Origin of the sequence: Bradyrhizobium sp. CCBAU 45321 (assembly GCF_028128975.1) — a bacterium.
Taxonomy (GTDB): Bacteria; Pseudomonadota; Alphaproteobacteria; order Rhizobiales; family Xanthobacteraceae; genus Bradyrhizobium; species Bradyrhizobium yuanmingense.
This window is the reverse complement of sequence record NZ_LFKZ01000131.1, coordinates 441,369-454,230: the sequence shown is the minus strand read 5'-3', so window position 1 is coordinate 454,230 and position 12,862 is coordinate 441,369. Positions and strand designations below refer to the sequence as shown.

Annotated in this window: 13 protein-coding genes; all 13 read left to right on the top strand. The window is 64.3% G+C overall.

What is annotated here, in order from left to right; translation table 11 throughout:
- Nucleotides 1-78: 78 nt before the first annotated feature.
- The 13 genes from ACM43_RS37730 to ACM43_RS37670 all read left to right on the top strand — a co-directional run bounded on the left by ACM43_RS37730 (nt 79) and on the right by ACM43_RS37670 (nt 12,841).
- Nucleotides 79-1,146 (top strand): ABC transporter ATP-binding protein, encoded by a 1,068-nt coding sequence (locus ACM43_RS37730; protein ID WP_271547158.1) that lies wholly within the window; start codon nt 79-81, stop codon nt 1,144-1,146.
- 51 nt (nt 1,147-1,197) lie between these two features.
- Complete coding sequence (locus tag ACM43_RS37725) at nt 1,198-2,517, top strand: ABC transporter substrate-binding protein (RefSeq protein ID WP_271547157.1); 1,320 nt, start codon at nt 1,198-1,200, stop codon at nt 2,515-2,517.
- 101 nt (nt 2,518-2,618) lie between these two features.
- Entirely contained in the window at nt 2,619-3,536 is a 918-nt protein-coding gene (locus ACM43_RS37720; protein WP_192893440.1) for a carbohydrate ABC transporter permease, read from the top strand.
- Nucleotides 3,529-4,464 (top strand): carbohydrate ABC transporter permease, encoded by a 936-nt coding sequence (locus tag ACM43_RS37715; RefSeq protein WP_036034295.1) that lies wholly within the window; start codon nt 3,529-3,531, stop codon nt 4,462-4,464. The genes ACM43_RS37720 and ACM43_RS37715 overlap by 8 nt, the downstream gene beginning before the upstream one ends.
- Nucleotides 4,465-4,539: 75 nt before the next feature.
- On the top strand, nt 4,540-5,526 hold the full coding sequence (gene denD, locus ACM43_RS37710) for a D-erythronate dehydrogenase (RefSeq protein WP_157282249.1): 987 nt from the start codon (nt 4,540-4,542) through the stop codon (nt 5,524-5,526).
- A gap of 24 nt (nt 5,527-5,550) precedes the next feature.
- Nucleotides 5,551-6,525 (top strand): sugar kinase, encoded by a 975-nt coding sequence (locus ACM43_RS37705; protein WP_271547277.1) that lies wholly within the window; start codon nt 5,551-5,553, stop codon nt 6,523-6,525.
- A 25-nt stretch (nt 6,526-6,550) separates the two neighbouring features.
- A complete protein-coding gene (gene eda, locus ACM43_RS37700; RefSeq protein WP_192893238.1) occupies nt 6,551-7,201 on the top strand; it encodes a bifunctional 4-hydroxy-2-oxoglutarate aldolase/2-dehydro-3-deoxy-phosphogluconate aldolase in 651 nt (216 codons plus the stop codon).
- Nucleotides 7,202-7,261: 60 nt separating this feature from the next.
- Nucleotides 7,262-8,431 (top strand): acetyl-CoA acetyltransferase, encoded by a 1,170-nt coding sequence (locus tag ACM43_RS37695; RefSeq protein WP_157282247.1) that lies wholly within the window; start codon nt 7,262-7,264, stop codon nt 8,429-8,431.
- A gap of 124 nt (nt 8,432-8,555) precedes the next feature.
- Entirely contained in the window at nt 8,556-8,762 is a 207-nt protein-coding gene (locus tag ACM43_RS37690; protein WP_036001140.1) for a hypothetical protein, read from the top strand.
- A gap of 123 nt (nt 8,763-8,885) precedes the next feature.
- On the top strand, nt 8,886-10,085 hold the full coding sequence (locus ACM43_RS37685) for a CaiB/BaiF CoA transferase family protein (protein WP_271547156.1): 1,200 nt from the start codon (nt 8,886-8,888) through the stop codon (nt 10,083-10,085).
- Nucleotides 10,086-10,233: 148 nt separating this feature from the next.
- A complete protein-coding gene (locus ACM43_RS37680) occupies nt 10,234-11,370 on the top strand; it encodes a thiolase family protein (protein WP_271547155.1) in 1,137 nt (378 codons plus the stop codon).
- Nucleotides 11,367-11,741 (top strand): Zn-ribbon domain-containing OB-fold protein, encoded by a 375-nt coding sequence (locus ACM43_RS37675; RefSeq protein ID WP_271547154.1) that lies wholly within the window; start codon nt 11,367-11,369, stop codon nt 11,739-11,741. Before ACM43_RS37680 ends, ACM43_RS37675 begins: the two co-directional genes overlap by 4 nt.
- Before the next feature lie 572 nt (nt 11,742-12,313).
- Nucleotides 12,314-12,841, top strand: coding sequence for a carboxymuconolactone decarboxylase family protein (locus tag ACM43_RS37670; RefSeq protein WP_271547153.1), 528 nt, complete (start codon nt 12,314-12,316; stop codon nt 12,839-12,841).
- Nucleotides 12,842-12,862 lie beyond the last annotated feature (21 nt).

The following is a 12,862-nucleotide window of genomic DNA, read 5'->3' as shown; positions in this document are numbered from 1 at the left end:
GGGCCTGGTTCGGTAAAGTCCGAAAAACAAGACGGTCGCGGCGCGAGAGGCGTCGTGGACTATCGAGGAGGGAGCTAGATGTCGTCTGTGCAAATCCGCGACGTGCGGAAATCGTTCGGCAATTTTGAAGTCCTGCACGGCGTGACGATTCCGATCGAAGACGGCCAGTTCGTCGTCCTGGTCGGCCCCTCCGGCTGCGGCAAGTCGACGCTTCTGCGCATGCTCGCCGGCCTCGAGAACATCACTTCCGGGACGATCTCGATCGGCGACCGCGTCGTCAACAATGTCCAGCCCAAGGAGCGGGACATTGCGATGGTCTTCCAGAACTACGCGCTCTATCCGCACATGACGGTTGCCGACAACATGGGCTTCTCGCTCAAGCTGCGGAATGCGAGCTCGGACGAGATCAGCAAGCGCGTCAAGCGCGCCGCCGAGATCCTCGCGCTGTCGCCGCTGCTCGACCGCTATCCGCGACAGCTCTCCGGCGGCCAGCGCCAGCGCGTCGCCATGGGCCGCGCCATCGTGCGCGATCCGCAGGTGTTCCTGTTCGACGAGCCGTTGTCCAACCTGGACGCCAAGCTGCGTGTCGCCATGCGCACTGAGATCAAGGAGCTGCACCAGCGGCTGAAGACGACGACCGTCTACGTCACCCACGACCAGATCGAGGCCATGACCATGGCCGACAAGATCGTCGTCATGCACGACGGCATCGTCGAGCAGATGGGCACGCCGCTCGAGCTCTACGACAAGCCCGACAACCAGTTCGTCGCCGGCTTCATCGGCTCGCCCGCGATGAACTTCCTCAAAGGCCATGTGCGCGTCAATGGCGTCGCCACCTTCGAGGGGCCGAACGGTGTCAAGCTGCCGCTCAAGACCGCGCCGGCCAATTCCGATGGCCGTCCTGCGGTCTATGGCGTGCGACCGGAGCACTTCACCATCGCCGATGACGGCGCCGAGGCCGAGATCATCGTCGTCGAGCCGACCGGCTCGGAGACGCAGGTGTTTGCCAAGCTCGGCGGCGAGCAGGTCGTCGCGGTCTTCCGCGAGCGTCACCAGTTCAATCCGGGCGACAAGGTGCGGCTGAAGCCCGAGCCATCGCTGGTCCATCTGTTCGACGATGCGACGGGCAAACGCATGAACGCCTAACGCATTAGACGACAAGGCATAGACAACAAAAAGCATCACAGGGAGGACATCATGCAAGACTTTACCCGCCGGTCTCTGCTTCAAGGCGGCACCGCTTTGGCTGCGACCGGCATGCTGACGGGGCCGGCACTGTTCGACTTCGCCAAGGCCTGGGCGCAGAGCGCGCCCTGGAAGGCCGAGCCGGTCGCCAAGCTGACGGTGATGCGCTGGAAGCGCTTCGTGCCGGCCGAGGACGATGCGTTCAACGCGATGGTGACGGCGTTCAAGGCCGCGACCGGCACCGAGATGAACACCTTCAGCGAGTCCTTCGAGGACGTGCAGCCGAAGGCCTCGGTTGCGGCCAATACCGGCTCCGGCCTCGATCTCGCCTGGGGTCTGCACACCCTGCCGCAGCTTTTCCCGACCAAAGTGCTGAAGATGAACGATGTCGCCGATTATCTCGGCAACAAATACGGCGGCTGGACCGATGCGGCGGCCAAAACCTGCAAGCTCGGCAACGACTGGCTCGGCATTCCCGTCGCGACCAACGGCGGTTACATGACCTACCGCAAGTCGGCGCTCGACAAGGCTGGCTTCAAGGAATTCCCGAAGGACTTCCCCGGCTTCCTCGAGATGTGCAAGGCGCTCAAGGCCAACAACACGCCGGCCGGCTTCGCGCTCGGTCACGCCTCGGGCGACGGCAATTCCTGGCTGCACTGGGTGCTGTGGGGCCACGGTGCCTACACGGTCGACCAGAACGACAAGATCGTCATCAATTCGCCGGAGACGGCGAAGGCGCTGGAATATTGCAAGGCGTTGTACGACAACTTCATTCCGGGCACGGCGTCCTGGAATGATTCCTCCAACAATAAGGCGTATCTCGCCGGCGAGCTCTATTGCACGGCGAACGGCATCTCGATCTACGTCGCCGCCAAGACCGATCCCAGCAAGAAGGAGCTCACCGAGGACACCTATCACGCGCTCTGGCCGGTCGGTCCGGTCGGCAAGCCGACCGAGCTGCAGCTGGCGCTGCCGATCCTCGCCTTCAACTTCACCAAATATCCGAATGCGGCGAAGGCCTTCGTCGCCTTCATGCTGGAGAAGGAGAACTACGAGAAGTGGCTGGCCGGCGCGCAGGGTTATCTGACGCAGACCCTGAACGCCTATGAATCGGCGCCGATCTGGACGGCCGATCCCAAGAACGCCGTGTTCTCGCAGGCTTCCAAGCGCACGCTGCCGGCGTCGGGCATCGGCACCGTCGGCGAGAAGGCGGCAACCGCGATCGCCGACTTCATCGTCGTCGACATGTTCGCCAATTACTGCACCGGCGCCAAGGATGTGAAGGGCGCGATGGCGGAAGCCGAGCGCCAGCTGAAGCGCATCTATCGCTGAACAGTCACGGGGCGGGCGGCTCTTCGGCCGCCCGCCCGTCAACATTTCGATCAGGGATATCGGGCATGGCTGATGTCGCAATTCCCCGGGCCAAGCCTCAGATGACCGAGGCTGGCGCCTGGACCCAGCTCAAATACAATCGCAACTGGCTCGGCTTCTGGTTCATGGTGCCGGCCATGGTGTTCCTGATCTTCTTCCTGGCCTATCCGCTTGGGCTGGGCATCTGGCTGTCCTTCACGGACACGCGCATCGGCAGGGTCGGACAGTTCATCGCCTTCGAGAACTACGAATGGTTGTGGGACGATTCCATCTTCTGGCTGTCGGTGTTCAACACGCTACTCTACACCTTCGTCGCCAGCGCCTTCAAATTCGGCATCGGCCTTTACCTCGCGCTGCTGCTCAACGAGCACATGCCGTTCAAGGCCATGCTGCGCGCGATGGTGCTCATCCCCTTCATCGTTCCGACGGTGCTCTCCGCGCTCGCCTTCTGGTGGATATTCGACTCGCAATTCTCGATCATCTCCTGGTCGCTGAAGCAGCTCGGCCTGATCAACCAGAACATCAACTTCCTCGGCGACACGACCTGGGCACGCATTTGCGTGATCTTCGCCAATATCTGGCGCGGCGTGCCCTTCGTGGCGATCACGCTGCTCGCAGGCCTGCAGACCGTCTCGCCCTCGCTCTATGAAGCGGCGACGCTCGACGGCGCTACGCGCTGGCAGAATTTCCGCTACATCACCTATCCGCTGCTGACGCCGATCATCGCCGTCGTGATGACCTTCTCGGTGCTCTTCACCTTCACCGACTTCCAGTTGATCTGGGCGATGACGCGTGGCGGCCCGGTCAACGCCACTCATCTGATGGCGACCCTGTCCTATCAGCGTGCGATCATCGCCGGCCAGCTCGGCGAGGGCGCCGCGATCTCCAGTGCGATGATCCCGTTCCTGCTTGCCGCCATCATGGTGTCCTGGTTCGGCCTGCAGCGTCGCAAGTGGCAGCAGGGAGAAAACAATGACTGATCTCCCCACCTCGCGGATCGATCTCAAGGCCGTCCTGCATAGCTCGGCTCCGACAGTCGCGAAGGATGATCACAGCGAGGGCATGAGCTATCTGCAGTCGGTGCCGCGCAGGCTGGTGACGCTTTACCTGCCGCTCGCCATCATCGTCGTCGTCCTGCTGTTCCCGTTCTACTGGATGGCGCTGACCTCGGTGAAGCCCGACGAGCAGCTGCTCGACCTCGACAAGTACAATCCGTTCTGGACTTGGAATCCGACCTTCAAGCACTTCCACAAGCTGTTGTTCGAGAGCTACTATCCGTACTGGCTCTGGAACACGATGTATGTGGCGATCTGCGCGACGGTGCTCTCGATCATCGCCTCGGTGTTCGCCGCCTACGCCATCGTGCGCTTGCGTTACAAGGGCGCCAATCTCGTCGGCGGCCTGATCTTCCTCGCCTATCTGGTGCCGCCGTCGATCCTGTTCATTCCGCTCGCCACCGTCGTGTATCAGTACGGCCTGTTCGATTCGCCGCTGGCGCTGATCCTGACCTATCCGACCATCCTGATCCCGTTCTCGACCTGGCTGTTGATGGGCTATTTCAAGACCATCCCCTTCGAGCTCGAGGAATGCGCGCTGATCGACGGCGCGAGCCGCTGGCAGATCCTGGTCAAGATCGTCGTGCCGCTGGCCATTCCCGGCCTGATCTCGGCCTTCATCTTCTGCTTCACGCTGTGCTGGAACGAGTTCATCTACGCCCTGACGTTCCTGCAATCGACCAGCAACAAGACGGTGCCAGTCGCGATCGTCAACGAGTTCGTGGACGGCGATATCTACCGCTGGGGCTCGCTGATGGCGGGCGCGCTGGCCGGCTCGCTGCCGCTCGTGATCCTTTACGCCTTCTTCGTGGAGCATTATGTGTCGGCGATGACCGGCGCCGTGAAGGAATGATCGCGGGGCTTGCCGAGGGCGCGCCAATGCGTTTCAAGAGCGGCGCGCTTCGGCCAATAAGAAGGAGTTGAGCTCTTGCACATTCTGGTTCTCGGCGCCGCCGGCATGGTCGGCCGCAAACTCTGTGAACGGCTGCTGCGCGACGGCCGGCTCGGCAAGAGCGACATCACGAAATTGACCATGCACGACGTGGTCGAGCCCAAGAAGCCGGAGAAGGCCGGCTTCCCGGTCGACACCGTGTCGGGCGATTTCGCCGTCCCGGGCGCGGCCGAGAAGCTGATCGCAGGCCGCCCTGACGTGATCTTCCATCTCGCCGCGATCGTGTCCGGCGAAGCCGAGCTCGATTTCGACAAGGGCTATCGCATCAATCTTGATGGCACGCGGATGCTGCTCGATGCGATCCGCCTTGCGGGCGGCGGCTACAAGCCGCGCGTGGTGTTCACGTCCTCGATCGCAGTGTTCGGCGCGCCGTTTCCCGATGCGATCGGCGACGAGTTCTTCCATACCCCGCTGCTCAGCTACGGCACGCAGAAGGCGATCGGCGAACTCCTGCTCGCCGACTATTCCCGTCGCGGCTTCCTCGACGGCATCGGAATCCGCCTGCCGACCATCTGCATCCGGCCCGGCCTGCCCAACAAGGCGGCCTCGGGCTTCTTCTCCAACATCCTGCGCGAGCCGCTCGCCGGCAAGGAAGCGATCCTCCCGGTCTCCGAGGACGTCCGCCACTGGCACGCAACGCCGCGCTCCGCCGTCGGTTTCCTGCTTCACGCCGGCACCATGGATCTCGCCACCGTCGGTCCGCGCCGCAACCTGACCATGCCTGGCCTGTCGGCCACGGTCGGCGAGCAGATCGCCGCCTTGAAGCGGGTTGCGGGCGAGAAGGTCGCCGCGCGCATCAAGCGCGAGCCCGATCCCTTCATCGTCGGCATCGTCGGCGGTTGGCCGCGCAATTTCGACGCCAGACGGTCGCGCGAGCTCGGCTTCACCACCGCCGAGAAGACGTTCGACGATATCATCCGCATTCACATCGAAGACGAGCTCGGCGGCAATTTCGTCGCCTGACCTCGGACTGAGCGGGCCCTGATGATGGCAAGCGTTGCTTGCATCGGCGAATGCATGGTCGAGCTGCGGCAGGCCCAGGGCGGCGCGTCCGCCGGGCAGGGGCAGGGCGGTGGCCTGTACTCACGCGGCTTCGGCGGCGACACCCTCAACACGGCCGTGTATCTGGCGCGGCTGGACGTCAAGGTCGATTATCTCACCGCGCTCGGCGACGATGCCCTGAGCGATGAGATGGTCGCGGCCTGGAATGCCGAAGGCGTCGGCACGCGCCGTGTCGTGCGGCTCGCAGGCAAGCTGCCCGGCCTCTACATGATCCAGACGGACGGCGAGGGCGAGCGCCAGTTCTTCCACTGGCGCGACAGCGCGGCGGCGCGCCAGCTGATGAGCCTGCCCGAGACCGACGAGCTGCTCAACTCGCTGATGAGCTACGACGTCGTCTATCTCTCTGCGATCACGCTCTCGATCTACGACGCGGCCGGGCGCGAGCGCCTGTTCGGCGCGATCAAGCGCGCGCGCCTGCTCGGCACCCGCTTCGTGTTCGACACCAATTTTCGCGCGCGCGGCTGGCCGGACCGCGACGTCGCACGCGAGGTATTTGCTGCGGCGTTCGCGGCCGCCGACATCGTGCTGACCTCGACCGAGGATCTGCTCGCGCTCTGGCCCGGCGAAAGTCACGACCAGCTGATGGCGCGCATCCCAACCCCGGAACTGGTGTTCCGTCTGCACGAGCCGGTGAGCCTGTTGCGCTACCCCGGCGGCGCCAGCGAGGTCCGCGCCGAGCCCATGACCAAGCCCGTGGTCGATACCACCGCCGCCGGCGATAGCTTCGCCGCCGCCTATATCGCGGCCCGGCTCGCCGGCGCCGAGCCGGTCGAGGCGGCCCTATCAGGACATCGGCTCGCCAGCCTCGTGATCTGCTATCCCGGCGCCATCATTCCAGGCTATGCCATGCCGCCGAAGAAGCGGCACCGGCCGGCGGCCTCCCGCCAGGCCACCAAGTGAACAGCGACCAAATGAATCGAGACCTATGACCACGGCTGCCCAACAGAACCACCTCGTCGCGCTGTTCAAGGCTGCGACCGTCATTCCCGTCCTCACCATCGAGCGCATCCAGGATGCGGTGCCGCTGGCGCGCGCGCTGGTTGCCGGCGGTGTCCGCACGCTGGAGGTGACCTTGCGCACCCCCGTTGCGATCGAGGCGGCGCGCGCGGTGATGACCGAGGTCCCCGAGGCGGTCGTCGGCATCGGCACCATTCTCAATCCGGCCGACTTCAGCCGGGTCGAGAAGCTCGGCGTCGCGTTCGGCATCAGCCCGGGCCTGACCCCCGATCTGCTCAAGGCCGCGACCGACAGCTCCCTGCCGTTCGCGCCGGGCATTGCTACGGCCTCGGAGCTGATGATGGCGCTGTCTTACGGTTTCGACGTCGCAAAGTTCTTCCCGGCGGAGCAGGCCGGCGGCATCAAGGGCCTCCGGGCCCTCGGCGGGCCGTTCCCGAACGTGCGGTTCTGCCCGACCGGCGGGGTGGGCGAGGCCAATGCCGCGACCTGGCTGGCCGAACCCAACGTCGTTGCGGTTGGCGGGTCCTGGCTGTGCCCAACGGCGGAGATCCGGGCCGGGAACTGGGCCGGCATAACTGCCATCTGCGAGCGGACCCTCAAGGCGCTGAAAGCCGCGTGAAGTCTTGCCATCCCTGGGCTAAGACTTAGCTCAGGACAAGACCTGCAGGGAGAGACGACCATGACCGCCAGCATCGTCGGATGGGCGCATACGCCGTTCGGCAAGTTCGACACCGAAACCGTCGAAAGCCTCGTCACCCGCGTCGCCAATGAGGCGCTGGCGGACGCCGGCATTTCGGCCGGTGATGTCGACGAGATCGTGCTCGGCCATTTCAACGCCGGCTTCTCGCCGCAGGATTTCACGGCGTCGCTGGTACTGCAGGCCGATCCCAAGCTGCGCTTCAAGCCGGCGACCCGTGTCGAGAACGCCTGCGCCACGGGATCTGCTGCCGTGCATCAGGGCCTGCGCGCGATTGCCGCAGGGGCGGCCAAGATTGTCCTGGTCGTCGGCGTCGAGCAGATGACGCGCACCCCCGGTCCGGAGATCGGCAAGAACCTGCTCAAGGCCTCCTACCTCCCCGAGGACGGCGACACGGTCGGCGGTTTCGCCGGCGTGTTCGGCAAGATCGCCAGCTCCTATTTCCAGAAATACGGCGACCAGTCCGATGCGCTGGCGCTGATCGCGGCCAAGAACCACAAGAACGGCGTCGCCAATCCCTTCGCCCAGATGCGCAAGGACTTCGGCTTCGACTTCTGCCGCGCCGAGAGCGAGAAGAACCCCTATGTCGCCGGTCCCCTGAAGCGCACCGACTGCTCGCTGGTCTCGGACGGTGCCGCCGCCCTGGTGCTGGCCGATGCCGAGACGGCCAAGGGCATGACCAAGTCGATCGGCTTCCGCGCCACTGCGCACGCCCAGGACTTCCTGCCGATGAGTAAGCGCGACATCCTGCAGTTCGAGGGCTGCACGGTCGCCTGGCAGCGGGCGCTGGAGAAGGCCGGTGTCACGCTGTCCGATCTCTCCTTTGTCGAGACCCATGACTGCTTCACCGTCGCCGAGCTGATCGAGTACGAAGCGATGGGTCTGACGCCGAAGGGGCAGGGCGCCCGCGCCATCAAAGAAGGCTGGACGCTGAAGGACGGCAAGCTGCCGGTCAATCCGTCCGGCGGCCTGAAGGCCAAAGGCCATCCGATCGGCGCCACCGGCGTCTCTATGCACGTGATGACCGCGATGCAGCTCGCGGGCCAGGCGCCCGAGGGCATGCAGCTCAAGAACGCCAAGCTCGGCGGCATCTTCAACATGGGTGGCGCGGCCGTCGCCAACTACGTTTCGGTGCTCGAGCCGCTCAAGTAAGCTCTCGTAGGGTGGGCAAAGGCGCGAAAGCGCCGTGCCCACCATCTTTCCTTGCGCCAGATCATGGTGGGCACGCTTCGCTTTGCCCACCCTACGGCTCCTGATTGATTTACGGAAAAGCATCATGAGCACTAACTACGAAGATTCACTCTCGATGGACGCACTCAACGATCGCATCGCGATCCTCGAGGACAATATCCGCCAGCTCATCGAGCAGGCCGCTGCCGCCTCCGGCGAGCAGAACGAGTCGCGCATCGCCGACCGGATCAACCAGCAGAATGACGAACTCGACCGGCTCCTGAAGATCCGGGAATCCCGTCAGAAGAAATAGCGGCCGACGTCGCCCCGCGGCGCATGCCGCCATACGCCGCCCGCCCTTGCGCGAGCGGTGGCACTGCCGTTAGCTGGACCGAAATCGCGAGGCAATTGCGCCGCGCGCGATCGGGAGCGAACGATGGGGCCGCTGAAGGGCATCAAGGTCATCGACATGACCACCGTGCTGATGGGGCCTTATGCGACCCAGATGCTCGGCGATTACGGTGCCGACGTTATCAAGGTAGAATCGCTGGACGGCGACGTCACCCGCCTGATCGGCCCGATGCGTCACGCCGGCATGGGGCCGGTTTTCCTCAACACCAACCGCAGCAAGCGATCGATCTGCCTCGACCTGAAGAAACCGGCGGGCCGCGAAGCCGTGCTGCGGCTTTTGAAGGACGCCGACGTCCTGGTCTACAACGTCCGCCCGCAGGCGATGGCGCGGCTGCAGCTCGGCTACGACGTCGTCTCCGCCATCAACCCGCGCTTGGTCTATGCCGGCGTGTTCGGTTTCGGCCAGGACGGGCCCTATGCCGCAAAACCCGCTTACGACGATCTGATCCAGGGCGCCACCGCGTTGCCGGCGCTGATGGCGCAGACCGGCGATGGCGTGCCGCGTTACGTGCCGAACGCGCTCGTGGACCGCATTGTCGGCCTTACCGCGGTCGGCGCGATCTGTGCCACCCTGGTGCACCGAGACCGCACCGGCCGCGGCCAGCGTCTGGACATCCCGATGTTCGAGACCATGGCCGGCTTCGTCATGGGTGATCACATGGGCGGGCTCACGTTCGAGCCGCCGCTCGACAAGGGCGGCTATGCCCGCCATCTCTCGCGCGACCGCAGGCCCTACAAGACCTCGGACGGCTACCTCAGCGTCATCGTCTACAACGACAAGCAGTGGGAGAACTTCTTCAAGGCGACGGGGCGCGAAGACCTGCGCGCCGATCCCAAATTTGCAACTTTCGCCGGCCGCGCGGCCAATATCGACGTCGTCTATGCCGAGCTCGCCCGCATCTTCGAGACGCGGACCACGGCCGAATGGATCGACCTGCTGACTGAAGCCGACGTGCCTGTCATGCCAATGCACGACCTCGCCTCGATCCTGCACGATCCGCATCTGGAGGCGACCGGTTTTTTCCCGGTGGTGACACATCCGACCGAAGGTCCGATCCGCAGCATGAAAGTGACGGCGACCTGGTCCGAGACAGAAGCCGAGCCGGTACGCCTGGCGCCGCGGCTCAATGAGCACGGCGCCGAGATTTTGCGCGAGATCGGCTATTCCGCCGACGAAATCGCGGCCATGGTGCGCGACGGCGTCACGCGCGTGGCGGCGGAGTAGGGAGAGTGGAGATGACCACGCTTCTCTCATCCGTCATTCCGGGGCGCGACGAAGTCGCGAGCCCGGAATCCATAACCACCATCGGGAGTATGGATTCCGGGCTCGCGCCTAACGGCGCGCCCCGGAATGACGGTGGAGAAATGGCACCATGAGCTTCATCACCGGCGTCGGCCTCACGTCGTTCGGCAAGCACGAGGGCTCCTCCTCGCTCGACCTGATGAGCGAGGCCGCGCAAGCCGCGCTCGACGATGCCGACCTCGAGCGCACCGACATCGACGGCATTCTCTGCGGCTATTCCACCGTCTCCCCGCACATCATGCTCGCCACCGTCTTCGCCGAGCACTTTGGCATTCGCCCGTCTTACGCGCATGCCGTGCAGGTCGGCGGCGCCACGGGTCTTGCGATGACGATGCTCGCGCATCACCTCGTCGAAGCAGGCGTCTGCCGCAAAGTGCTCGTCGTCGCCGGTGAGAACCGGCTCACCGGGCAGAGCCGCGATGCCTCGATCCAGGCGCTGGCGCAGGTCGGCCATCCCGACTACGAGGTGCCGTTAGGACCGACCATTCCCGCTTATTACGGCCTCGTTGCGAACCGATACATGCACGAATACGGCGTGACCGAAGAGGACCTCGCCGAGTTCGCGGTGCTGATGCGTGCCCACGCCTGCATCCATCCCGGCGCGCAATTCCACGATCCCATCAATGTCGCCGACGTCATGGCCTCCAAGCCAGTGGCGATGCCGCTCAAGCTGCTCGATTGCTGCCCGGTCTCCGACGGCGGCGCGGCGTTCGTCGTCAGCCCCGAGCGAACCGGGGAAGCGGGCGTGCGTATCCGCGGCTGCGCCCAGGCCCACACGCATCAGCATGTCACGGCAGCGCCCGCCCTCAGCGAGCTTGGCGCCGAGATCTCCATCGCACGTGCAAAGGCGGCCACGGGTCTCGCGATTTCCGACGTGCGCTATGCCGCGATCTACGACAGCTTTACGATCACGCTTGCGATGCTGCTGGAAGACCTCGGTCTCGCCGGCCGCGGCGAGGCGGCCGCGCGGGTGCGCGCCGGCCATTTCAGCCGTGACGGCGCGATGCCGCTGAATACCCATGGCGGCCTGCTCAGCTACGGCCATTGCGGCGTCGGCGGCGCCATGGCGCATCTCGTCGAGGCGCATTTGCAGATGACGGGGCGGGCGGCCACCCGCCAGGTCCGCGACGCCTCGATTGTACTGCTGCACGGCGACGGCGGCGTGCTGTCGTCTCACGTCAGCATGTTCCTGGAGCGGGTCAGATGAGCGAACGTCTGGCGGACTGGACCAAGGGTGAAGAGGCCATCGCCTACCAGACCTGCACCGCATGCGGGCATGTACAGTATTTTCATCGGGCCTTCTGCGCAGCTTGTGGCGAATCGAACCCGCGCGAGCAGCGCGCCAGTGGCAAGGGCAGGGTGTATGCGACCTCGTTGGTCTGCCGCGCGGCAACGCCCGAGACGCGCGCGCACGTGCCCTACAACATCCTGCTGGTCGATTGCGCCGAGGGTTTTCGCATGATGGCCCACGGCGAGAATGACCTCGCCATCGGCGATTCGGTCATCGCGAGCTTCAAGCCGTTCGCCGGAAAGCTCGTGCCGTTCTTTGCCAAACCAAATAGGGAAACGCGAATGTAGCCCGGATGGAGCGCAGCGAAATCCGGGATTCGCACCTCGCGGACAGACTTCCCGGATTGCGCTGCGCTTCATCCGGGCTACACGCCAACCGAGGGATCCGTCATTCGGGGGCGGTCATGTGACCGAGCCTGGAACGGGAATTCTGGGCTTGGCTTGTGCGAGAGCCACCCCGGAATGACGAAAACGCTTAAGCTCGAACTCAACGCCCGTAGAACAAGATGCTGGCGATGACGAGCATCGCCGTCACCGCCAGCATATGCGCGAGCGCTCCCGAGGCTGCCCCCTTGGTGGCTTCCTTCATGCCGTTTTCTCCCTAGACTTGGGCATGACTCATCGTTGCGCGGTGAGCGCATACGACGGCCAATTGTTTTTACTCGGAACACCCCTTGCGAGTATCCGCCGCGATTTGTCCCCCCGCGGCGAATATCGACTGTGTCAGGGTCGATCAGCAATGCGGCGGCAATTTGACTCGATGATGTTGCTCCTGCGTCCCCGCGCGAATAGAGTCTTCGGGAACCTTCGCCGATGGCGACAAAAAGCATCAAAAGATCAGGGAAAACTTCAGGAAAATCATGGCCCGCATTCAGTACAACGACCCGTCCAAGGCAACCGACCGCACCCGCGAAATCCTCGACAAGAACCGTCATGCCAACATCTTCCGGATGATGGCGCATTCGCCGAGTTACTTTGAGCAATATTGCCGCCTCGGGGGCGCAATCAGGCACAAGGGCGAGCTCGACCCCATCGTGCGCGAGCTTGCGATCACCCGTACCGGCATCCTGTGCGAGGCACCCTATGAGATCGTCGCGCACAAGCGCATCGGCAAGAATGTCGGCGTCACCGACGAGCAGAACGAGGCGCTCGAGAATTGGCAGGCCGCATCCTGCTTCAACGAGTTGCAGCGCGCCGCGCTCGCCTTCACCGATGAGATCGTGAAGCTGACGAAGCCGACGGATGCGACCTTCAAGGCGATCGCATCGAAGCTGACACCGGCCGCGCTGGTCGAGCTCCAGCTCTCGGTTGGCTTCTACATCATGACGTCGAAGTTCCTGGAGACATTCGAGATCGACCTCCAGCCCGTCACCGAGGTGGTGGGCTGATCCACAGCTCGGCTTGCGAGG

Coding starts and splice junctions, on each gene's coding strand:
- ACM43_RS37730 (WP_271547158.1), top strand. CDS start 79: ATGTCGTCTGTGCAAATCCGCGACGTGCGGAAATCGTTCGGCAATTTT.
- ACM43_RS37725 (WP_271547157.1), top strand. CDS start 1,198: ATGCAAGACTTTACCCGCCGGTCTCTGCTTCAAGGCGGCACCGCTTTG.
- ACM43_RS37720 (WP_192893440.1), top strand. CDS start 2,619: ATGACCGAGGCTGGCGCCTGGACCCAGCTCAAATACAATCGCAACTGG.
- ACM43_RS37715 (WP_036034295.1), top strand. CDS start 3,529: ATGACTGATCTCCCCACCTCGCGGATCGATCTCAAGGCCGTCCTGCAT.
- ACM43_RS37705 (WP_271547277.1), top strand. CDS start 5,551: ATGGCAAGCGTTGCTTGCATCGGCGAATGCATGGTCGAGCTGCGGCAG.
- eda (WP_192893238.1), top strand. CDS start 6,551: ATGACCACGGCTGCCCAACAGAACCACCTCGTCGCGCTGTTCAAGGCT.
- ACM43_RS37695 (WP_157282247.1), top strand. CDS start 7,262: ATGACCGCCAGCATCGTCGGATGGGCGCATACGCCGTTCGGCAAGTTC.
- ACM43_RS37690 (WP_036001140.1), top strand. CDS start 8,556: ATGAGCACTAACTACGAAGATTCACTCTCGATGGACGCACTCAACGAT.
- ACM43_RS37685 (WP_271547156.1), top strand. CDS start 8,886: ATGGGGCCGCTGAAGGGCATCAAGGTCATCGACATGACCACCGTGCTG.
- ACM43_RS37680 (WP_271547155.1), top strand. CDS start 10,234: ATGAGCTTCATCACCGGCGTCGGCCTCACGTCGTTCGGCAAGCACGAG.
- ACM43_RS37675 (WP_271547154.1), top strand. CDS start 11,367: ATGAGCGAACGTCTGGCGGACTGGACCAAGGGTGAAGAGGCCATCGCC.
- ACM43_RS37670 (WP_271547153.1), top strand. CDS start 12,314: ATGGCCCGCATTCAGTACAACGACCCGTCCAAGGCAACCGACCGCACC.